This is a genomic window from Afifella pfennigii DSM 17143 (genome assembly GCF_000688515.1).
In the GTDB taxonomy this organism is placed as follows: Bacteria; Pseudomonadota; Alphaproteobacteria; order Rhizobiales; family Afifellaceae; genus Afifella; species Afifella pfennigii.
In genome coordinates, this window is record NZ_JHZK01000010.1 from 9,897 (window position 1) to 30,258 (window position 20,362).

The 20,362-nt window shown below is 64.5% G+C and carries 20 protein-coding genes; 8 read left to right on the forward strand and 12 right to left on the reverse strand.

Going from position 1 to position 20,362, the window contains the following annotated elements; translation table 11 throughout:
• Positions 1-37: 37 nt before the first annotated feature.
• Genes Q331_RS0109210 through Q331_RS0109220 form a run of 3 tightly spaced genes read left to right on the forward strand, consistent with a single transcriptional unit; the run spans position 38 to position 2,120 of the window.
• The gene (locus Q331_RS0109210; protein ID WP_026380437.1) at positions 38-244 is read left to right on the forward strand and encodes a hypothetical protein; all 207 of its coding nucleotides are present in this window, start codon (positions 38-40) and stop codon (positions 242-244) included.
• Positions 241-1,416, forward strand: a complete 1,176-nt coding sequence (locus tag Q331_RS0109215) for a nucleoside triphosphate pyrophosphohydrolase family protein (protein ID WP_026380438.1) — start codon at positions 241-243, stop codon at positions 1,414-1,416. Before Q331_RS0109210 ends, Q331_RS0109215 begins: the two co-directional genes overlap by 4 nt.
• On the forward strand, positions 1,413-2,120 hold the full coding sequence (locus tag Q331_RS0109220) for a uracil-DNA glycosylase (RefSeq protein ID WP_026380439.1): 708 nt from the start codon (positions 1,413-1,415) through the stop codon (positions 2,118-2,120). Before Q331_RS0109215 ends, Q331_RS0109220 begins: the two co-directional genes overlap by 4 nt.
• On the opposite strand, the gene Q331_RS0109225 is transcribed toward Q331_RS0109220, so the two are convergent.
• From Q331_RS0109225 to Q331_RS0109245, 5 genes are read right to left on the reverse strand one after another with little or no spacing between them, the layout of a single operon-like run.
• The gene (locus Q331_RS0109225; protein WP_026380440.1) at positions 2,093-2,875 is read right to left on the reverse strand and encodes a hypothetical protein; all 783 of its coding nucleotides are present in this window, start codon (positions 2,873-2,875) and stop codon (positions 2,093-2,095) included. The two genes, Q331_RS0109220 and Q331_RS0109225, sit on opposite strands and share 28 nt — an antisense overlap.
• Complete coding sequence (locus Q331_RS0109230) at positions 2,847-3,533, reverse strand: C1 family peptidase (protein WP_026380441.1); 687 nt, start codon at positions 3,531-3,533, stop codon at positions 2,847-2,849. The genes Q331_RS0109225 and Q331_RS0109230 overlap by 29 nt, the downstream gene beginning before the upstream one ends.
• Positions 3,530-4,543: an ImmA/IrrE family metallo-endopeptidase gene (locus Q331_RS20860; RefSeq protein WP_026380442.1), complete on the reverse strand. Its 1,014-nt coding sequence runs from the start codon at positions 4,541-4,543 to the stop codon at positions 3,530-3,532. Before Q331_RS20860 ends, Q331_RS0109230 begins: the two co-directional genes overlap by 4 nt.
• Positions 4,544-4,546: 3 nt before the next feature.
• Positions 4,547-4,918, reverse strand: coding sequence for a helix-turn-helix domain-containing protein (locus Q331_RS0109240; RefSeq protein WP_026380443.1), 372 nt, complete (start codon positions 4,916-4,918; stop codon positions 4,547-4,549).
• Entirely contained in the window at positions 4,915-5,259 is a 345-nt protein-coding gene (locus tag Q331_RS0109245) for a hypothetical protein (RefSeq protein ID WP_034491700.1), read from the reverse strand. Before Q331_RS0109245 ends, Q331_RS0109240 begins: the two co-directional genes overlap by 4 nt.
• A 214-nt stretch (positions 5,260-5,473) precedes the next feature.
• Between Q331_RS0109245 and Q331_RS23420 the strand changes: the two genes are divergently transcribed.
• Positions 5,474-6,664 (forward strand): SIR2 family protein, encoded by a 1,191-nt coding sequence (locus Q331_RS23420; RefSeq protein WP_084174962.1) that lies wholly within the window; start codon positions 5,474-5,476, stop codon positions 6,662-6,664.
• 523 nt (positions 6,665-7,187) lie between these two features.
• Here the strand turns inward: Q331_RS23420 and Q331_RS0109255 are convergent.
• Together Q331_RS0109255 and Q331_RS0109260 are read right to left on the reverse strand one after the other, a co-directional pair.
• Positions 7,188-8,285 carry a CaiB/BaiF CoA transferase family protein gene (locus Q331_RS0109255; RefSeq protein ID WP_026380446.1) on the reverse strand — a complete coding sequence of 366 codons (1,098 nt, stop codon included), beginning with the start codon at positions 8,283-8,285 and terminating at the stop codon, positions 7,188-7,190.
• A complete protein-coding gene (locus Q331_RS0109260) occupies positions 8,285-9,445 on the reverse strand; it encodes an acyl-CoA dehydrogenase family protein (RefSeq protein WP_026380447.1) in 1,161 nt (386 codons plus the stop codon). Before Q331_RS0109260 ends, Q331_RS0109255 begins: the two co-directional genes overlap by 1 nt.
• Positions 9,446-9,545: 100 nt before the next feature.
• Here Q331_RS0109260 and Q331_RS0109265 point away from each other — a divergent pair, with 100 nt between their 5' ends.
• The gene (locus Q331_RS0109265; RefSeq protein WP_051630920.1) at positions 9,546-10,499 is read left to right on the forward strand and encodes a LysR family transcriptional regulator; all 954 of its coding nucleotides are present in this window, start codon (positions 9,546-9,548) and stop codon (positions 10,497-10,499) included.
• 59 nt (positions 10,500-10,558) lie between these two features.
• Here Q331_RS0109265 and Q331_RS0109270 read toward each other — a convergent pair whose 3' ends face one another.
• Positions 10,559-11,638, reverse strand: coding sequence for a tartrate dehydrogenase (locus Q331_RS0109270; RefSeq protein WP_026380449.1), 1,080 nt, complete (start codon positions 11,636-11,638; stop codon positions 10,559-10,561).
• On the reverse strand, positions 11,635-12,684 hold the full coding sequence (locus Q331_RS0109275) for a PdxA family dehydrogenase (RefSeq protein WP_034491707.1): 1,050 nt from the start codon (positions 12,682-12,684) through the stop codon (positions 11,635-11,637). Before Q331_RS0109275 ends, Q331_RS0109270 begins: the two co-directional genes overlap by 4 nt.
• Before the next feature lie 160 nt (positions 12,685-12,844).
• On the opposite strand from Q331_RS0109275, the gene Q331_RS0109280 reads away from it, so the two are divergent.
• Positions 12,845-13,777, forward strand: coding sequence for an alpha/beta fold hydrolase (locus Q331_RS0109280; protein ID WP_026380451.1), 933 nt, complete (start codon positions 12,845-12,847; stop codon positions 13,775-13,777).
• On the forward strand, positions 13,774-15,348 hold the full coding sequence (locus Q331_RS0109285; protein ID WP_026380452.1) for a rhodanese-like domain-containing protein: 1,575 nt from the start codon (positions 13,774-13,776) through the stop codon (positions 15,346-15,348). Before Q331_RS0109280 ends, Q331_RS0109285 begins: the two co-directional genes overlap by 4 nt.
• A 72-nt stretch (positions 15,349-15,420) precedes the next feature.
• Here the strand turns inward: Q331_RS0109285 and Q331_RS0109290 are convergent, their stop codons facing one another.
• The 3 genes from Q331_RS0109290 to Q331_RS0109300 all read right to left on the reverse strand — a co-directional run bounded on the left by Q331_RS0109290 (position 15,421) and on the right by Q331_RS0109300 (position 18,498).
• Complete coding sequence (locus tag Q331_RS0109290) at positions 15,421-16,938, reverse strand: tripartite tricarboxylate transporter permease (protein ID WP_026380453.1); 1,518 nt, start codon at positions 16,936-16,938, stop codon at positions 15,421-15,423.
• A gap of 9 nt (positions 16,939-16,947) precedes the next feature.
• Positions 16,948-17,418, reverse strand: coding sequence for a tripartite tricarboxylate transporter TctB family protein (locus Q331_RS0109295; RefSeq protein ID WP_026380454.1), 471 nt, complete (start codon positions 17,416-17,418; stop codon positions 16,948-16,950).
• 78 nt (positions 17,419-17,496) lie between these two features.
• Entirely contained in the window at positions 17,497-18,498 is a 1,002-nt protein-coding gene (locus tag Q331_RS0109300; protein WP_026380455.1) for a tripartite tricarboxylate transporter substrate-binding protein, read from the reverse strand.
• Between the two features lie 431 nt (positions 18,499-18,929).
• On the opposite strand from Q331_RS0109300, the gene Q331_RS0109305 reads away from it, so the two are divergent.
• Positions 18,930-20,357 (forward strand): MmgE/PrpD family protein, encoded by a 1,428-nt coding sequence (locus Q331_RS0109305; RefSeq protein ID WP_026380456.1) that lies wholly within the window; start codon positions 18,930-18,932, stop codon positions 20,355-20,357.
• Positions 20,358-20,362 lie beyond the last annotated feature (5 nt).

Below are 20,362 nucleotides of genomic sequence, written 5' to 3' on the forward strand. Positions count from 1 at the left end.
CCTTCTCACTCTCATGAAATCATGGTAAAATGGTTTCATGAAAGCAGGAGACACCGAAACACGCGATCAGGCGGACGAACACCTGCAGATTCAGGTGCCGGCAGTCACGAGGCACGATCTCGGCATCCGGGCGGCGGAAACGCGCGAGCCCATCCGGGTCATTGTTCTGCGTGCGCTGAAAGCGTATGGCGTGACCGTTCCCGAAGAGGCGATCTCCGACCGCCGAAAAAGGCGGCGCGCATGACGGACGAATTTTCTCCGCTTACCCTTCAGGACTACGCCCAGCAGGCGTTGACCACCGACCAGCGCAGCGACGCCGGCTCCCTGACATTCCCTTTGCTCGGCCTGTTCGGGGAGACGGGCAGCCTGCTCAGCGAGGTCAAGAAGAAGCAGCGTGATCGTGCTTCCTATCTCGGCTACGCCGGTGCGGTCGTCGAGGAATTGGGCGATGTGCTCTGGTATCTCACGGTGGTCGCGGCTCGAAGCGGCCTGTCTCTCGATGACATCGTGAGGAATTTGGGATCGGAGCACCCCAGCCCGCAGTCTGCACCCGACAGCACGCCTACCTTTGCCTCCTTGCAACCTGCGATCATGCAGCGTGGTGCCGACCCTACCCCTGCCTTCGAGAAGACCCTGCTCCAGCTCGCAGGCGAAGTCGGCATGCTCCTGAGTGAGCACGAAGCCGTTCGTCTGGCGTCCGACCAGGCCGCGCTAACGGCCCGGCTTACTGCGATCATGCGGAACTTGATCCAGGCCGCAAACGACGCCGGCGTGACGCTGGAGGCGGCCGCGGTCAAGAATCTGAGCAAGATCTTCGATCGCTGGCCGCGCGAACGTATCTACCCGGCACCGCTCGACGAGTCGGCCGAGCCGGATGAACAATTGCCGCGCGATCTCTATGTCGATGTCTTCGAGCGCAAGGTCGGTGGCCGGACTTATGTGTTTCAGCGTTGCAATGGCGTCAACATCGGCGACCGGCTGACCGACAACGCCATGACCGCGGATGACTACCGTTTCCACGATGTCTTCCACTACGCCTATGTGGCGGTGCTGTCGTGGTCGCCGGTCATCCGCGCCCTCTTCCGGCTCAAGCGCAAGAGCGCTCCGAAGGTTGACGAGGCGCAAGACGGGGCGCGGGCCACCCTCATTGAAGAAGGCGTCGCGACCTGGGTTTTCGGGCAGGCGGTCAAGCTGGATTTCTTCGCCAACGTGAAGCCTGGCGAGTTGCCGTTCGACATGCTGAAGCACGTTCGCCAGTTCGTCGCCGGCTACGAGGCCGAGCAAATCCCGCTGTGGCTATGGGAAGAGGCGATTCTGCAGGGCTACGCCGCCTTCCGGTTCCTGCGCGAGCACCGGCGCGGCCGCCTTCACATCGACATGCACAATCGCCGCCTTACAATCGAGACTTTACCTTGAAAACACCGCGATCCTTTGCCGAAGCCCTTGCCCGGACCCGCTTGCCGTCGGTCTTCAACCCCTACTCCGACTGCTGCCCAGACCATGACCGGGCGGATGCCGCGCGCGTGAGGCGGCGCAATCTCGTGCGGTGCCTGGATGCGGCCCTGGCCGAGCACGTCGATACGATCTGGATCGCGCGGGATCTCGGTTATCGGGGAGGACGCAGGACGGGCGTGCCGCTGACCGACGAAGTTCATCTGGATCATGCCGCCGCGCTCATGGGCGGCATAGAACTGGATCGCGCGACACGCGGTCCGGCGGTTGCGGAGCGGACAGCCGCGGTGGTCTGGAGAGTCCTGTCCCGTATCGGCGAGCCCGCCGTGCTATGGAACATATTCCCCCTGCACCCGCACGAACCCGCCGACCCCTTTTCAAATCGCTGCCACACACGGTCCGAGCGCGAGGCGACATGGCCGCTGCTCACCGCCCTCATCGACATGATCCAGCCCCGCAGGATCGTGGCGATCGGACGGGATGCCGGCATGGCTCTGACCGGCCTGGACATCACGGTCGAAGTCGTCCGGCATCCAAGCTACGGAGGCCAGGCCGAGTTCATCGCCGGCGTTCATCGAATCTATGGCGTGCCGGACGACGATGGCCGTGAGGGGACCGGAGAGCTTCCCTTCGCGGCCGCTCACGCCGCAAGCGGGGCCGCTGCCTGATCGAAGCTGGCGATCAACTGACCGATCTCGGCGCGGGTTGCCGCCTTTCCGTTGCGCTTCGGCTGGTCAATCTCCGCATGGGTGGAAATGACGGTGAGCGCGCCGACCTTGAGGCCGGCTTCGCCTGCGACGAAGTCCATCAGGCGGCCGAGGCCGACCAGGTTTCCCAGCAGTTTCTCGACGTAGAAATGATTGCGGTACATGACCGTCAAGGTCAGCGTCTTCTCCGGGCCGGGTACGACTTTGAAGCTCATGAAGCTGAGGCATTGCCCGCCATAGGGCGAGTTATCGACATCCCTGCCTGGATCGAACAGCGAAAGCTCGAACTTGTTCAGAGCACTCACATTGTCGTCGCGCAACCGCTGGACGATGTTCCAAAGCTGATTGGGCGGCTCTCCCGAGAGCGTGGGATACTGGATCATGCGCTCGAAATAGTAGCCGGACCAGCGCTCGGTGCGGCGCACCTTCTTCAGAACCGTGTCGAGGAATACGCTGAAAAATTCGGGGGCGCCATAGCGACGATAGAGACCGGCGGGAAAGATCGTATTCGCAACCGTTTCGACTGACTTGTCGTAGCCGGAGAGAAATTCATCAACGACGGCGATCCGGGGATCGGCGAGTGTCGCGTTGGCAACCGGATCGGCCACGTCGATGATGACGTTGTACGCGGCATGGCCCGGCTGGCCATCAACGAGGCGGACGGCTTCTCGCCACGCCCTTGCGCAATCAGGCTGTGACGGAACGGGCAGATACATCGACCTCCTCCAGGAGCGTTGCGGCCGCGTAGATGCGCGGGCCTAGAAAGCGCTCGGTAAGCCAGCCGTAGCCGGCATCACCCCAGTTCGTGCCCCAACTGTTGCGCACCAGAATGGCACGATGTTCGCCGACGACGCCGTGACCGACCGCGATAACCGCGTGACGTCGATCAGGTTCGGGCAATTCCTCGGGTCCGGCATCGACGATGCCTTGCGGGTTTCGCAGATAGAAAGCGCGCGACAACATCAGCAGGACGATCAAAGGTCGGCCTTGATCCAGTTCCTGAATCACGCAGTCGATCGCGTGGCTGGCCGGTCCGCCGTTGCGGCCGAAGAGCTGCCCGACCTCGCTAGGTGGCATCCACGATGCGGCGTCTGCGGGCGTCGCGGCCAGATAGGGCCAGCCGCTCTCCTTGGGTTGACCGTCCTCACGCAGCGTTTCCAGCATGGACGAGAGGAGAGCGCCCGCGTCTGGCGGCCGACCGGCACGCCGTTGCGCATGATAGAAGGCGTATTCGCAGGACAAGGGTGCCCAGCCGGCACGCAGCGCCGCGTGGGCGTCGCTTGCCGCGAAAGCAAGGCAGGTCGGACGCGCGCCCTGATCGCGTGCCAGTCCGAACGAAGTCCGAAGATCGACAGAAACAGCGATTGTGCTCATGCGGCCTCAAGCAGCCTCCGCCGCTCGGCACGGGAAAGACCTTCCTGCTCAGGGCCGGTCAGGTCGACGTCGACAACAAGCGTGCTGAGAGGCGGGTCAGGCTCCCAGGGCCTGCGCTCGTCGATTTCCAGACGACCTCGATAAGTCTCCGGCGGCGCGGCCGTCACGCGACGAATCACAGAGCCGCCGACACCTTCCGCGTCGATCGCCTGAAGATCGTCCCGCACAATCGCGAATCCGCTCTCTTTGAGCTGGTCGATGTCCCAGAGGTAGCCGCCGCCGCTATGCTCCTCGAGCCGCAGAACGAACAGATCGTTGCGGCTACCGTCGATCCGCGATCCGGCGTCCCGCTTTGTCAGCAGCCAGACGTCACCGCGATAGTCTTGCGGACGATAGGCTTCGAGCAACGCTACCTTCAGTTCCCGCGGCTGGGTCTGAAGAAGCTCACGAGCCTGGGCGGCTGTGATGAATCCATGACGCGCGAGTGTCCAGCAGGTCGCCTCGTAGCTCGTCCCGATGCGCAAGGAGAGCTGATAAACCACATTTGGTCGCCTGAAATCGGCCACGGTCCAGCCCTGGCGTGCCGTATGCCACGCGATCAACCAGCGCGGCATCGTGAACTCAACCGCGAAGGCGTTGGCCTCGACCTCTTGGAAATCTCCCCCTGGCGGCGCCTGCAACGGCATCCTTCGAAGGATGTTTTCGTCATCAAGACTCGGCTGATGCCGCATGCGGTAATGTCCGAGTTCATGCGCGGCGGTGAAGCGCTGGATGCTCATCGGCCGTTGCGTCGTGACGAGCACGCCGGGCTGGGGATCGCTCAGATACGCGCCGAGGAGCCCCTGAAGCGGGCGCACGAGCAACGGCAAGTCGAGTGTATGGATGGCCGCGAAGACATCGACGTTCCCGCCTGCTCCCTCGATCTGGCGGCGCAGGTCGAGTTCCTGATGCAACCGCGTCGCGGCCATCGTGCCGGCGCGGACCGCGCTCGGATAATCCGCGGAAACCATTTATCAGCCTCGCGGAGCGCGCGATCTGGCGCGAAGATATTCGGCGAAACGCCCAAGCTCGGTGCGGTCCTGCTCGGAGAGATCGGCCGCCTGACGCGCCAGGTGGGCAACGTCGATAGGCAATCCTGCGGCGGCATCCTCTCCGGTGAAGTAGCCCACTGGCTGACGATAAAGCTTGGCAAGGCGGGCAAGCTCGATCGCTTCTACGCGGCGCTGGCCGTTCTCGATGTCAGTCAGAGCCGTGCGCGGAATCTTCAGATAGGTCGCGACCTCCTCCTGCTTCAGACCGAGATACTTGCGGGCGTCCCGCAGCCGATCACCCAGAAGGCGTCGCGCCTCGTCATCATTCTCATGTTGAAGTGCGAGTTCGGTCATGGCTTTGCTCCTTTTTTCTTCGTCCACTCTTTCTCCAGGCGGGGCAACAGATGCTCAAGCGCGCCGTCCACCGAGCCATAGCCACCAGCACGGACGAGGTTTTGGGGCAGTTCAAAGCCGACGATCGGTTCCACGGCGCAGAGGATCGAGACCGCCACCAGCGAGTCGACCTGAACCGCCGCCTTCGCTACCTCCGCCGGAGTGGGTGGCAGCGCCACTCCCCTGATCGAAGCCTCGACCTTTACGGCCTCGATCAACTCATCGCGCAACTTGGCCTCGACAGCCGCCTTGGGAAATGGCGCTGTCTTGACGGGGGGTGGAAGAATCGTAGTGGCGACCATAGCTGTGTCTTTCTCGGACTAACAGCCAATATAATGTCGGAATTTCCGACATGCAAGACCATCCTGCTCTGGCTGTTGACGCCAAGTCGGCAGATCATTTTATCGCGGCGACTGGCAGGTCCGAAAGCGTCCACTGCGCACCGCGATCTCCGCGCTTGAGAGTTCTCGACGATCATGCAAACTCGCGTTGCAGAAGGATTGAAAGGAATGTGGCGTGGCGCTTGATCTAGAGCCGGGGTTAGTCGATGCAGTTCGATCGAAGCGAGCAGTCATTTTTTTAGGTGCCGGCGCGTCACTTGGAGCAAAAAAGGGGACCGAGACTATTCCCGATGCTAAAAGACTCGCAAAACTTCTGTGCGATGAATTTCTAAGTCCAGATTATGAGGATTCTGATTTTTCTACTATATACGATTTCAGTTGTTCTGCGCGAAGCACGAGGGAAGTTCAGGATTTTTTGCATGGAATTCTATTCGGATTTGAGCCGGCCGACCATCACGCGCTTATACCAAAGCTGGTGTGGGCTGGCCTAGCGACGACGAATTACGACCTTCTGATCGAAAAGGCATACAAACGCGACCATGACGCCAAGCAAACGTTGATAGCAAATACCCGCGATGGCGATGGAGCGAACGATAAGATCGGTCCCGACACCGTGCTTTATGTCAAGCTGCACGGATGCATCACTCGCTACCAAGAAATAGACCCGCCAATGGTGGCGAGCACTGAGCAAATTATCAATCACAAGACTGGCCGATCCGGGCAATTCGCCCAGTTCATGGAATGGGCGCGCACGAAGACGATCATTTTCGCTGGCTATGCTCTCGCTGATTACAACCTGCGAACTTTGATCGATGAGATACGCAAGGAAGGTGATGCGCACCCTCGTCATTACATCGTCCGGCCGGGTATCTTACCCACTGAGGCCGACTACTGGGCCGAGCGCAGAATAAAGACCATCAGCGCGAAATTCAGCGAGTTCCTAGAAGCCGTTGATCGCGAAATAACGGAGCACTCCCGCGCGCTGGCTCTCGCGCCGGTCGCGGTGATGCAGACGACCTTCACACGCTTCATATCCCGGGCAGATGCGACCGAGACTGATCGCCTCAAGACATACTTGGCCACCCGATGTGAGCATGTGTCAGCGAACGCCACAATCGAAGACGCCGACCCAAAGAAGTTTTATCGTGGAGCTGAGCTCGGATGGCTTCCTCTAATCCGTAACCTCGATGTGAAACGACGCGTCAGTCAGGACGTGCTTCAGGAGCAAATCCTGTCAACGTCCGTCACAAACGGGCCGCGTCTGGTGCTTCTCAAGGGTCATGCAGGATCGGGCAAGACGATCGTCTCCAAGCGTATCGCTTGGGACGCTGCGACGAAACACGACAGGCTGGTTCTGCGGATCTAGTGGACAGCACGTCAAGGTCTGAGGTGTCGGTCGGCCCGAACTAAGGCAGATGAAACTCGGCTTAAAAAGCTTTGGTCCATGGTCCATCACGATAGTGCCTAATGGACTGTTTTTATTATCCCTTCTCACTCCGGTCCGTCCAGTCCATCATCGGGGCGACGGCGAAGGGATGGCGATAGGGCATTTTTCCTCGTCGCTGGCGGTGGCGCCCGCTGGGCCGGGCAAGGTGCGCGGGAGGGCGGAAGGCGAAACATGCGCCCCCTTCCCTGCCGTCTGGCGGCCATGCGCGCAAGATCGGCGAGGCGGCGCCTTCCCGCAAGCCCCCGCCCCGCCGCGCGCCAGGATCGCGCGTTCAGCAAGCGGCGCGGGCGCTCAAGACGATATTGCCGGCACGTTCGTCACCGGGCGAGGAGGGTCTGCCGCGATGGAGGCGACGTCCGCCGAACTTGCGAACGCGCATGGCAATCGCTCCTGCGCATTCTCGCGCCGGGCCATCGCCGCAGGCCTTCAAGGCCGGTCTTGGTCACCCTCGGCTCCGGGCCGCCAGTGCAGGCACGGGGCCATAGGCGCGTTCCTCGCCGACAAAGCGTGCGCCAGGGGCGGGAAAACTCACCGGGCCGTTCGGCGTGTCGACGGTGATGCGCCGCAAATGAGGGTGGGCGGAAAGCCCCGCCATGTCGTTGACGGAGGCAAGCGCGATACCCGCCTTCTGGAGAAGCTCGATCGCCGTGGCGGCATCGTGACGGGCGAAGGCTTCGGCGACGAGCGCATCGGTCGCTTCGCGATGGGTCACACGCGCAAGATTGGTGGCAAAGCGCGGGTCGCTCGCGAGCGCCGGGTCGCCGAGAAAGACGTCGCAGAACCGGCTCCATTCACGCTCGCTCTGAATGGAGATAAGGATCGGCGCACCCGTCCTGGGACGGAAGGCGCCGTAAGGCGCGATGGAGGGATGCGAGAGGCCGGCGCGTTTCGGGGGCCTGCCGCCTTCGTGGTTCAGCAGCGGCACGGTCAGCCAGTCCGCCATGACATCGAACATCGACAGCTCGATCTGCGCGCCCTCTCCGGTGATGCCGCGGCGGATCAGCGCCTCCAGGATCGCCGAATAGGCCGTGGCGCCGGTGGCGATATCGACGATGGAGATACCCACGCGCGCCGGCTCCGAAGGGCCGCCGGTGATCGAGCAGAGCCCGCTTTCGGCCTGTATGAGAAGGTCGTATGCCTTGCGCTGCGCCATCGGGCCGGCTTCGCCGTAGCCGGAGATCGAACAGGTGACGAGCCGCGGATTGGCACGCCGCAGCGCCGCCGGCTCGAAACCGAGCCGGGCGAGCGCGCCGGGCTTAAGGTTCTGGACCAGCACGTCGGCCTCTTCCACGAGGCGGGCCATGGCGGCGCGGCCGGCCTCGCTTGCAAGGTCGAGCGTGACGCTTTCCTTGCCCCGGTTGAGCCAGACGAAATAGCTCGACTGGCCGCGGGCGACATCGTCGTAGCCGCGCGCAAAATCGCCCTCCGGCCGCTCCACCTTGATTACCCGGGCGCCGGCATCGGCGAGCCGCGAGGTGGCGAAAGGCGCGGCCACCGCCTGTTCGATGGCGACGACCTTCAGTCCCTCAAGCGGGCGCATCAGAACGACCTCGGCAGGCCGAGGACATGCTCGGCGACGTAGGACAGGATGAGATTGGTGGAGATCGGCGCGACCTGATAGAGCCGGGTCTCGCGGAACTTGCGCTCCACATCGTATTCGCAGGCGAAGCCGAACCCGCCGTGGAACTGGATGCAGGCGTTGGCCGCCTCCCAAGACGCCTTGGCGGCGAGGTACTTCGCCATGTTGGCCTCCGCGCCGCAGGGTTGGTCCGCGTCGTAGAGCGCGCAGGCCTTGTAGCGCATGAGGTTGGCCGCCTCGACCTCGATGAAGGCTTCGGCGATGGGAAACTGCACGCCCTGATTCTGGCCGATGGGCCGCCCGAAGACCTGGCGCTCCTTGGCATAGGCCGTCACCTTGTCGGTGAACCAGTAGCCGTCGCCGATGCATTCGGCCGCGATGAGCGCGCGTTCGGCGTTGAGCCCGGTCAGGATATACTTGAAGCCGCGCCCCTCCTCGCCGATCAGATTTTCCTCCGGAATCTCCAGATTATCGAAGAAGAGCTCGTTGGTCTCGTGGTTGACCATATTGGGGATCGGCTTGACGTCCATCCCGCCGCGCATCGCTTCGGCGATATCGACAAGGAAGATCGACAGGCCCTCGGACTTCTTGCGCAGCTCGGCGAGCGGGGTCGTGCGGGCAAGCAGGATCATCAGGTCCGAATGCTGCACGCGGCTGATCCAGACCTTCTGGCCGTTGACCAGATAACGGTCGCCCTTCTTCACGGCGGTGGTGCGGATCTTCGTCGTGTCGGTCCCGGTCGTCGGCTCGGTGACGCCCATCGACTGCAGCCGCAACTCGCCGCTTGCGAGTTTGGGAAGGATGCGCCGCCGCTGCTCATGCGAGCCGTGCCGGACGAGCGTGTTCATATTGTACATCTGACCGTGGCAGGCGCCCGAATTGCCGCCGGCGCGGTTGATCTCCTCCATGATGACGCTCGCCTCGGTGAGGCCAAGCCCCGAGCCGCCGTATTCCTCCGGGATCAGCGCGGCCAACCAGCCCTCGCGGGTCAGCGCCGCGACGAAATCCTCAGGGTAGCCGCGCTCCTGGTCGACCTTGCGGTGGTATTCCGGCGGGAACTGAGCGCAGAGCGCGCGCACTCCCTCGCGGATGTCCTCATAGTCGTCGCTCGGACGGGTCATCGGCAGGCCTTTGCGCTTCAAGATACCATTGCGGGACGAGTAGAAGGACCTTGGCCAGTACGCAAATATATGTTCTGGATGTTTTTCATAACAAATTGATATGGCATCGCTCGCGGAGAACGGCATGGATTTCCGGCAGCTGCGCTATTTCCTGGAAATCGTCGATCAGGGCTCGATCACCCGCGCCTCGAAGGCGCTCAACGTGGCGCAGCCGGCCCTGTCGCTGCACATGCGGAACATGGAGGCCGGCCTCGGCACCCGCCTCCTGGAGCGGAGCCGGTTGGGGGTTGCGCCGACCGAGGCGGGCGAGCTTTTGGCACGGCGGGGGCGGATGATCCTCGACGACCTCGCCCGCACCGAGGAGGAGATCCGCAGGCTCGACCGCGAGCCGGGCGGCCTGGTGCGCATCGGCCTGCCCGGCACGATCAGCGGCATCGTGGCGCTTCCGGCGCTGATCGCCGCGCGCGAGCGGTACCGGGGCGTCACGGTCAACATCGCCGAGGCGATGAGCGGCTTCATCGGCGACTGGCTGCGCGAGGGCCGTGTCGATCTTGCCGTGCTCTACGCCCGGGCGGAGGATGCCGTGGCGACCTCCGAACTGCTGCTGGAAGAAGAACTCGTGGTTCTTTGGCGCCGCGAGGCGGATCTTCCCGATCAGATCGGCCTGTCGGAGCTTCGCGGGACGCCCCTTGTCCTGCCGAGCGCGGCCCACGGACTTCGCGCCCAGATCGACGAAGCGTGCGAGGTCCTGGGATTCAGCCCCGAGATCGCCATCGAGATCGATTCCTACGCCAACATCAAACGGCTGGTCGCGGCGGGCTTCGGCGCCTCGATCCTGCCCTTGCACGCGGTCGCCGAGGAGGTGCGCAGCGGCGTCTTGTCGATCAGCCGGATCGCGGCGCCGGGGCTCTGGCGGGGGGCATACCTGATCCAGCCGACGGGCCGGCCCGCAACCCGCGCGCAGGCGGCGGTTCGCGACCTCTTGCGCGAGGTGATCCTCGGCCTTCTGGAGCGAGGCGAATGGGTCGGCGCGCGGGCGCCGGGCAGAACGTAAGGCGGTTGCCTTGCGCGGCCGGGCGCCCATCGGTCCCGCCGGGCTTTGAAAAGCCGGGCTCAGCCCTCAAGCAGAGCCTCGCGGACCGCATCGCCGCAGGCAAGCGTGTCCGCCGTGCCTTTGAGGTCGCCCGTGCGCGTCGCCGGATCGGCAAGCGTCTTCTCGACCGCGGCGACGATCGCCGCGGAGGCTTCCGGATAGCCGAGATGGTCGAGCATCATCGCTCCCGCCCATATCTGTCCGACCGGATTGGCGATGCCCTTGCCGGCGATATCGGGCGCAGAGCCGTGGACAGGCTCGAAAAGCGAGGGATGCCGACGGTCGGGATTGATGTTGCCGGAGGGCGCGATGCCGATGGTGCCGGTGCAGGCGGGCCCGAGGTCCGACAGGATATCGCCGAAGAGGTTGGAGGCGACGACCACGTCGAACCAGTCCGGATGCAGGACGAAATGCGCCGTCAGGATGTCGATGTGGTATTTGTCGACCGCCACGTCGGGATAGGCCTTGGCCATCTCTTCCACACGCTCGTCCCAGTAGGGCATGGTGATGGAGATGCCGTTCGACTTGGTGGCCGAGGTCAGGCGCTTTCTGGGGCGCCGCTGCGCGAGTTCGAATGCGAAACGCAGGATCCGGTCGACCCCCTGCCGCGTCATAACGGTTTCCTGCACCACGACCTCGCGCTCCGTCCCTTCGAAGATGTGGCCGCCGATGGAGGAATACTCACCCTCCGTGTTCTCGCGCACCACCCAGAAGTCGATTTCGCCGGGCGACCGCCCGGCCAAAGGCGACACCACACCCGGCATCAGCTTCACCGGGCGCAGGTTCACATACTGGTCGAATTCGCGCCGGAACTTGAGCAGCGAGCCCCAGAGCGAGATGTGATCGGGAACGGTGTCTGGCCAGCCGACGGCGCCGAAGAAGATCGCGTCGGTGTCGCCGATGCGGTCTTTCCAGTCGTCCGGCAGCATCTTGCCGTGGCGGGCATAGAAATCGCACGAGGCAAAGTCGTGCTCTTCGAACGCAAGGCCGATGCCGAAAACATCCGCCGCGGCTCGCAGCACCTTAAGCCCCTCGGGCACGACTTCCTTTCCGATGCCGTCGCCCGCGATCACGGCGATACGATGGGTGTTCGCAGTCATTGCGCGGTCTCCTCAATGGTCTGGTGGCCTCTAGCGGCAAGCCGGGCGGCAAGACGGATCGCGCTTTCCAGCGCGCCGGTATCGGCGACGCCCAGACCGACGATGTCATGGGCGGTGCCATGCGCCGGCGTGGTGAAGACGATGGGAAGGCCCGCCGTCACCGTCACACCCTTGTTGAAACCCCTGAGTTTCGTCGCGATCTGACCCTGATCGTGATACATGGCAAGGACGCTGTCGAACTCTCCCGCGAAGGCCTTGATATAAACGCTGTCTGACGGGAAGGGGCCGCTGCAATCGATGCCCGCGGCCTGCATGCGGGCGATGGCGGGGGCGATGACGTCGATTTCCTCACGCCCGAAGAGGCCGCCTTCGCCGGCGTGCGGGTTGAGGGCCGCGACGGCGATGCGCGGCCGGGCAATGCCGGCGGCACGAAGCACCCGGTCCGTCAGGCGCAACGCATCGCAGATGCTTTCCTCCGTGACGAGATCGAGCGCCTGTCGCAGCGAGACATGCGAGGTGACCCGGCTCATCCACTGCCCTTCAAGCACGTTCATCTCTCGGAAAAGGCCTTCATGCCCGATCAGGTGCGCGAAAAGCTGATGTTCATCGTTGAAGCGCCAGCCGCCGTCGAACATCGCCTTCTTGTGCAGCGGCGCGAAAGTGATGCCACGCACCCCGCCCGCGCGCGCGATCTCAACCGCCGCGGCCAGCGTCTCGCCTACCTTTCGTCCGACCTCAGGATCGGGACGGCCGAGGACGATCGCGGCGGGATCGAGGTTTCCAAGGTCGACGATCGGCACGGCGCCGATTGCGAAATCGGCTTCCGACGGACTTGCCACCGGGGCCAGCGGAACCGTGACCCCCGCATGCCGCATACCCATCTCCACGACGCGCCGGTCCCCGACGAGAAGAAAGTCGGCGACGTCCGCCATCCTTCCATCGGCAAGCAGTCGCGCGACAAGCTCCGGCCCGATGCCCGTGGGGTCGCCGGGCACAAGCGCCAACACCGGCTTGCCAGCGGGCGGATCAACTGGCGTGGCGTGCATTCCGGTGTCCTCCAGTGTCGGCAATCCAGCGGCTTATAGAAAGTCAAGGTTGCTTAATGTCAACAATCATAGATGATATAGGCAGATTTTCGCGATGGTTGTCGGTAAGACGCTTCAGAACGCGCGCGAACGACCGAAATTGCAGACAGTGGAGGATATGATGCCGATGCCACCGCTACGGCAGAGCCGCAACCTCATGGAGGGGTTTCGCCGCGAGCGTATTCGGACCGCCGGAGCCGAGATCAATCTCGCTATGGCAGGAGACGGGCCGCCGCTACTTCTCTTGCACGGCAATCCGCTGACCCATGTAAGCTGGCACAAAATCGCGCCGACGCTGGCGGAGAGCTTTACCGTGATCGCGCCCGACCTGCGCGGATACGGCGATTCCTCCAAGCCCGAGGGTGGCCCCGATCACGCCGCCTACACCTTCCGCAGGATGGGCGAGGATTTCTTCGAGGTCATGGACCATTTCGGCTTTAACCGCTTCGCGGTAGCGGGCCACGACCGCGGCGCCCGCGTGGCGTTCCGCATGTCACTTGACCGGCCCGAGCGGGTGGAGCGGATGGCCGCGCTCGACATCGTGCCGACATATAACGTGCTATCGCAGATGACGCTCGGCTGGGGCCTGGAATCCTACCACTGGTTCTTCATGGCGCAGGAGGCGCCCTTCCCGGAGAACCTCTTGTCGGCCGATCCGGCGTCTTACATCCGCTACAAGCTGGACAAGAAGAACGTCGGGCTTCAGATTTTCGCGCCCGAGGCGATGGCGGAGTACATTCGCTGCACCACGCCGGAGCAAATCCACGCGGTATGCGAAGATTATCGCGCCACCGTGACGCTCGATTTCGCGATGGACAGCGCCGATCACGACAAGCGCCGGATCGACTGCCCGGTGCTGGTGCTTTGGGGCTCCAACAGTCACTGCGGCCGGCATTTCGAACCGCTGAAGGCTTGGGGCGAATGGGCCGACGACCTGCGCGGCACCGACATCCCCACCGGTCACTATCCGGCCGAGCATCGGCCCGATCTCGTCTACCCGATTTTCTGGGAGTTCTTTTCTGGGCAGGAACCCAACCTGAGGAGGGTGCAATGATCCGCATCACGGCACGCGAAGCCGCGGAACGGGTGTGCGGGACGGGCGAGGTCGGCCTGCTCGACCTGCGAGAAGCGGGACAGTTCGGCGAAGGGCACGCGCTCTTCGCCGTGCCGCTGCCCTATTCGCGGGCCGAACTCGACATCGGAGCGCTGGTGCCCCGGCAAGAGGCGCCGCTCGTTCTCATCGACGCCGGCGACGGCGTGGCCGAGCGTGCGGCCGCGCGGCTTAGCGCGATGGGCTATTGCGACATCGCGGTGATGGATGGCGGGATGCCGGCCTGGGCCGCCGCAGGCCTTCCCGTCTACCAGGGGGTGAACGTTCCCTCCAAGACGCTGGGCGAACTCGTCGAGGCCGTCTGGCACCCGGCGATGATCCGGGCCGACGAGCTCGCCGCATGGCAACGCCAAGGCCGTGAGCTCAGGTTCTTCGATGCGCGCCCGCCGGCCGAGTACGGCAAGATGCGGGTGCCAGGCTCCAGCTGCCTTCCGAACGGCGAACTCGCGCACCGGCTCGCCGCCCTGCCCGCGCCGAACGCGCCCGTGATCATCACCTGCGCAGGTCGCACGCGCGGCATCGTGGGCGCGATCGGGCTTCGGGTCGCGGGTCATTCGGGCGAGGTCTTCGCACTCGAGAACGGCACGCAGGGCTGGGCCTTGTCGGGCGAGCGGCTCGAACGCGGCAACACCGCCGCCCCCTACCCCGAGCTCTCGCCCGAAGCCTTGGCGGCATCGCGCGCGGCGGCGGACCGGGTGATCGCGCGCTTCGGCCTGCCCGAGGTCACGGCGCGGGAACTGGAGAAGATGCGCGCGGAGAAGGGCCGAACGACCTACCTGTTCGACACGCGCTCCGCCCCCGAGGCGGCGGCGGATCCGATCGCGGCAGCGGTGCATGCTCCGTCGGGACAGCTGGCTCAGGCGAGCGACCAATGGATCGGGCTGCGCCGGGCGCGGGTGGTCCTGTGCTGCGACACCGGCCTTCGGTCCGCGCTCGGCGCCTTCTGGCTGCGGCAATTGGGCTATGACGCACAGGTTCTGCGCATCGACGAGGCGCTGCGCAGCCTTGCTCCGCCCGAGGCGATCGCAGCCCAAGCGAGGGAGATCGCAACGCTTACGGCGGATGCGGCGCTTCAGCGGCTCCGGCAAGGCGCGTCGCTCATCGATTTGCGCGCTTCGGCCGCGTTCCGCGAGGGCCATGTGAAGGGCGCCATCTGGGCTCGGCGGCCCCGCCTTGCCGAAGTGGTGCGCCGCACACGACCGGCGGCGGCGCTTCTCCTCGCCGAGGATGCCGGCGAAGCGGCGCTGGCGGCAGAGGAGATGCGCGACCTTGGCGTGAACGAGGTGTTCGGAATCGAAGGCGGCATGCCGGCCCTCATCGCCGCCGGGGCAAGCTGCGAGGCCACACCCGACAACCCGCCCGACGCGGAGCGTATCGACTACCTGTTCTTCGTCCACGACCGCCACGACGGAAACCTGGAGGCCTCGCGCCGCTATCTTGCGTGGGAAACCGGGCTGGTCGCGCAGCTGACGCCTGCGGAGAGGGCGCAGTTCCGGCTCTATCCGGCCGACTGAGCGGCCGGACAGAACGCGAAAGGGGCGCCCGCGAGGCGCCCCTTTTTCTCTTCCTCTCAGGCCCTGCGCGCCTCAGCCGCTCCCGGCGGCCGGTATCGCCGCGCGCCGCCGGCGGCGCGCCGACCAGGCGGTCAGGCCGATGGAGAGCGCCATCAAGGCGAAGATCAGAAGAGCGCCGGGGCGCTCCAGCGCGTAGGCGGGATCGCCGCCGCTGATCTGCCATGTCCTCAGAAGATTGCCCTCCACCAGGCTTCCAAGAAGCAGCCCAACCACCGTGGCGGCGACCGGGTAGTCATAGCGAACCATCGCCCAGCCGAGGATCGCGAAGACGACCAAGGTGATCGGCCCGGAGATCGTGCCATCGATCGCGTAGGACCCGAACACCGCGACGACAAGCACGCTGGGGATCAAAAAGCGCATCGGCACGCGCACGATGTAGCCCGCCAGGTAGACGAAGCCGAGCCCGACGCCGAGCAGAAGAAGCGCCTGCGCGAAGTTGGAGAGGATGATCGCGTAGACGATATCCTTGCTGTTGGCGATGAAGCTGGGGCCGCCGACGATGTTGTGCGTCGCAAAGGCGGCCAGCAGGATCGCGGTCGCACCGCCGCCGGGGATGCCAAGGGCAAGCATCGTCGCCATCGCTCCACCCTCGGAGGAAGAATTCGCGGCTTCGGCCGCGGCGACACCTTTGGGGTTGCCTCGGCCGAAACTGTCGCCATCGGGCGCGTTGCGCTTGGTCTCCGAATAGGAAAGGAGGTTCGAAATCGACGAGCCCACACCCGGGATCGCGCCGATGATGACGCCGATCAACGAGCCGCGAAGGATGATGGTGGGAAAGCTCAGCGACAGGCGGAAGCCGCCGATGATCTTGGCGAAGCTGATTTTGCGCGAGCCCTCGTCCTCGATGAGGTATTTCGTGTTCACCAGGCCGATGAGCTGGCTCGCCGCCAGCAGCCCCATCATCGCGGGAATGGTGGGAACCCCATCCAAGAGCCATGGCACGCCCATGGTGCCGCGAACGTAGCCGGCGGTGTTCATGCCCACCGTTCCAAGGAGGAGGCCGAAGACGCCGGCCAGGAGCCCGCGGGGAAGCGAGTTGCCCGACAGCGAGCCGAGCAGCAGCATCCCCCAGATTGCGACGGCCGACATCTCCAGCGGCCCCATCTTCAGGACCACGCTCGACACCGGCACGATCAGGAAGAGAAGCAAGAGGTAGCTTGCAAGACACCCGGTCACCGAGGCCGCGAGCGCGACACCGAGCGCCTCGTTGTGGCGCCCCGAACGCGCCATCGGGTAGCCGTCGAAGGTGGTGGCGACGGCGGAAGAGGTGCCGGGGATGTTCATCAGGACGGCAGGGACGGAGCCCCCGAAGCCGGCGCCGGTGTAGATGGCGGTCAAGAAGATGATCGCGGGCAGGAAGTCCATGTAAAGCGTCATCGGCAGGAAGATCGCCATCGCCATGGTGATCGAAATGCCGGGCATCGAGCCGAAGAAGAGGCCGATGAGAAGGCCGGGGATCACGAATACCCAAGCCGATGCCGAGGAGGTCAAAAGGTCAAAGGCGCCCTGGATGGAGGCAAGATCGAGCATCGCGGGGCCTTAAAGGATCGTCAGCGGGAAGGGGAACGGGATGATGGTGCCGTAGCCGTAGATCAAAATCGCCGTGAAGACCGCGCTATAGCCGAGGTTCACGAACCAGTTCCGCTCTCCGCAAAGACGCAAGGCGGCGAGGAGGAAGCAGAAGGTGGCGACGTCGAAGCCGATCCGCTCCATCGACAGCGCCAGCGCCACGAGAGCGGCCATGAGACCGGCGGCCTTGGCGAGATGGGACAGCGGCTGAGCCGGCTCGGCCTCCGCACCGGCGGGGCGGCGACGGAAGCATTGCGGCACCACCAGCAGAACCAGCAGCAGCCCTATCAGGGCCGCCGGCTGCACAAAGAGAAGATTGTTGACGCGCAGGGAGGTGGCCCGCGTATCGAGGAGATAGGCCGCGATCACGCTGCCGATCACGGCGAGCAGGGCGAGATGCCCCCAGTTCACGACGATCCGGTGGGAGCGGTTCATCGTCATCGGGCAGTTCCTTTGGCTGTTGAAGCAACGAGACCGCCACCCCCCGTTTCCAGGGGATGGCGCCCCGGCGGCGTGAGATCACGCGCCCTTCAGCAGGTCCAGATGCTGCTCCATCACCCGTGCGGTGGAAGCCAGCGCGGCGTTCGACGCCTCCGGCCCGTACCAGTCGGTGGCAAGCTGCTGCGCGGTGAGCGCTTCAATGACCTTGGGATCTTTGGAGGTCGCTTCGACCGCGGTCAGGATGGTGTCGTAGATTTCGGGGCTGCCGGCAACGAGCGAGCTATGCACACCCCAGCCGCGCTGCGAGCCGTAGACGAAGGCCGTGTCCGCGCCGCTCAGTTCGGTTACCAGCTTGCCGCCCCAGCCGTCGCGCTGGACCTTCTCGTAGACGAGAAGAGGCTTGATCTTCTCGGCCAGCGGCAGAAAGCCCTGTCCACCGGCAAGGCCGATGTCCACCACATTGCCCGCGACCGCGTTGCGAGCGGGGCCGCCGCCGTCGAAGGTGACGATGCGCAGGCGGTCACGCGCGATGCCGTTGGCGTCCGCGAGCAACATAAGGTTCACCAGGTCGGCCGATGCCGGCTGCACACCGATGGAGAGCGAGCCGGGGTCGGCCTTCAGCTTCTCGATCACCTCGCCGATGTCGGTGATGTCCGACTCAGCGCTCCTCGCCAGGAGCGTATAATCCTGGGACGGCAGGTTGATCATGTGGAAGTCTTCCAGGTTGAACGGCGCATCCTGGGTCAGGATGTTGAGCGGGATGTAGGGCGCCGCCGACGTGCAGAGCAGCGTGTAGCCGTCGTCGGGCTGCTGCAGGAAATAGGTATGGCCCAGTAGCGCGCCGGCGCCGCCGCGGTTGATGATGTTGAGCGGCTGACCAAGACGCTCCTGCAAGAACGGAGCGAAGGCACGGGAGAGACGGTCGTTGTAGCCGCCGGTATCGAACGGAACGACGACGTTGATCGGCCGGTCGGGATAGACGCCCTGCGCGCGCAGAACCGTAGGCGCGGCCAACGCTGCCGCGACCACCCCGCCGGAGGCCAGCCTCAGCATTGTCCGCCGCGTGATGTTTGTTGTCATGCGATTTCCTCCTTCATGCTGGTCGATGCCCGATACCCGGAACATCTACCCGCCCCACCCCGGCGCTTTGGCTCGAGAGACGAGCACGGGGACTGTATGGCGCCACTTCCTATTGTCAACAATTTATCGCGATAAGCGGCGAATTTACCATATTTCGTATTTCACGCCGCGTGCACTCCTACGGCGACACGAGAAGCGAACCTAGACCAAGCCCTCACGTGAAATCTCATTTTCGCATTGTTTTTCATTGCTTTCTCACCGGAGAAACAAGCCGTTTCGGGCCTCATTCCGCATCCTGACAGCTCAACTCATCTGCGAATTTTGTTGACAATTCTCTGACCTGCTGATTTTGAGGAGCGGGTTGCCGGCGCGCGTGAACGGGGTTTCGAGACGGCCGTCCGCCGCGCCTGAGATCGGGAGAAAATTCGACGATGAACATCGAGAATCGTGGCGCCGAGGGAGCCAGCGAACTGGCCGGGCTGACCCAAGAGGTCGCGGAATTCGTGCTGAACGCCAAGCTGGCGGACCTGCCCGAAGCGGTTGTCGCGAGCGGCAAGAAATCCATCCTGGACGGGCTCGGCCTCGCGCTATCGGGCTCGGTCGCCAAGACAGGCGAATTCGTCCGCCGGCATATCGCCGATATCGGCGCGCCCGCGGGCGCCGCAACCGTCATCGGATCGGACATTAAGGTCCCGGCGCGGTTCGCGGCGTTCTGCAACGGCGTCGGCGTCCACGCCGACGATTACGACGACACGCAGCTCGCCGTCGCAAAGGACCGGGTCTACGGGCTCCTGACCCATCCCACGGCCCCCGCCCTGCCCTCCGCGCTCGCTCTCGGCGAGACAACCGGCGCCTCCGGCGCCGACGTCATGCTCGCCTACCACCTCGGCGTGGAGGTGGAGTGCAAGGTGGCCGAGGCGATCAATCCCCGGCACTACCAGGACGGCTTCCACGCCACCGCGACCTGCGGCACCTTCGCCTCGGCCTCGGCGGCTGGCCGTCTCATGGGGCTTGACCTCGACACGATGAAGCGCGCGCTGTCGATGGCCGGCAGCCAGTCCGCCGGCTTGCGCGAGAACTTCGGAACGATGACCAAGCCGTTCCACGCCGGGCGCTCGTCGGAAAGCGGGATCGTGGCGGCGCAGTTCGCCAGCTACGGCTGGACGGCCGCCGGCAACATCCTGGAGGCGCCGCGCGGCTTCTTCCAGGCCGCGGGCGGCGGCTACGACAAGACGGCGATCGCCGGCAAGCTGGGCGCACCCTGGACCTTCGATTCGCCGGGCGTGTCGATCAAGCCGCACCCGTCGGGATCGCTGACCCATCCGGGGATGACGGAGATGCTGCGCCTCATTCGCGAGAACAGGATTGAGGCCAAAGACGTCGTGCGCGTGCGCATCGGCACCAACTCCAACATGCCGAACGCCCTCATCCACCATCAACCGCACAACGAGCTCCAAGCCAAGTTCTCAATGGAGTTCTGCATGGCAATCCTGCTGCTGGAAGGGCGCGCGGGGCTCAACGAGTTCACCGACGAGGTCGTCCTGCGGCCCGACGTGAAGGAGATGATCGCCAAGATCGACTTCGTGGTCGACGAGCGCGCCGAGGCCGCAGGCTACCACCTGATGACGACCTATATCGACGTGCATCTTGCAGATGGCAGCGTGATCTCCGGCGTTGCAGATTTCGGCAAGGGCAGCCCGGCCAACCCGATGAGCTACGACGAGGTGGCCGAGAAGTTCCGCGAATGCGCCGAGTTCGCGCGTTGGGACATGGCCAAGGCGAACGAGGTGGTCGCGATGGTCGCCGAGATGGAAGGCCTGCCCGACGTTCACGGCCTCATGGCGCTTCTGCGCCGCTGACGGAG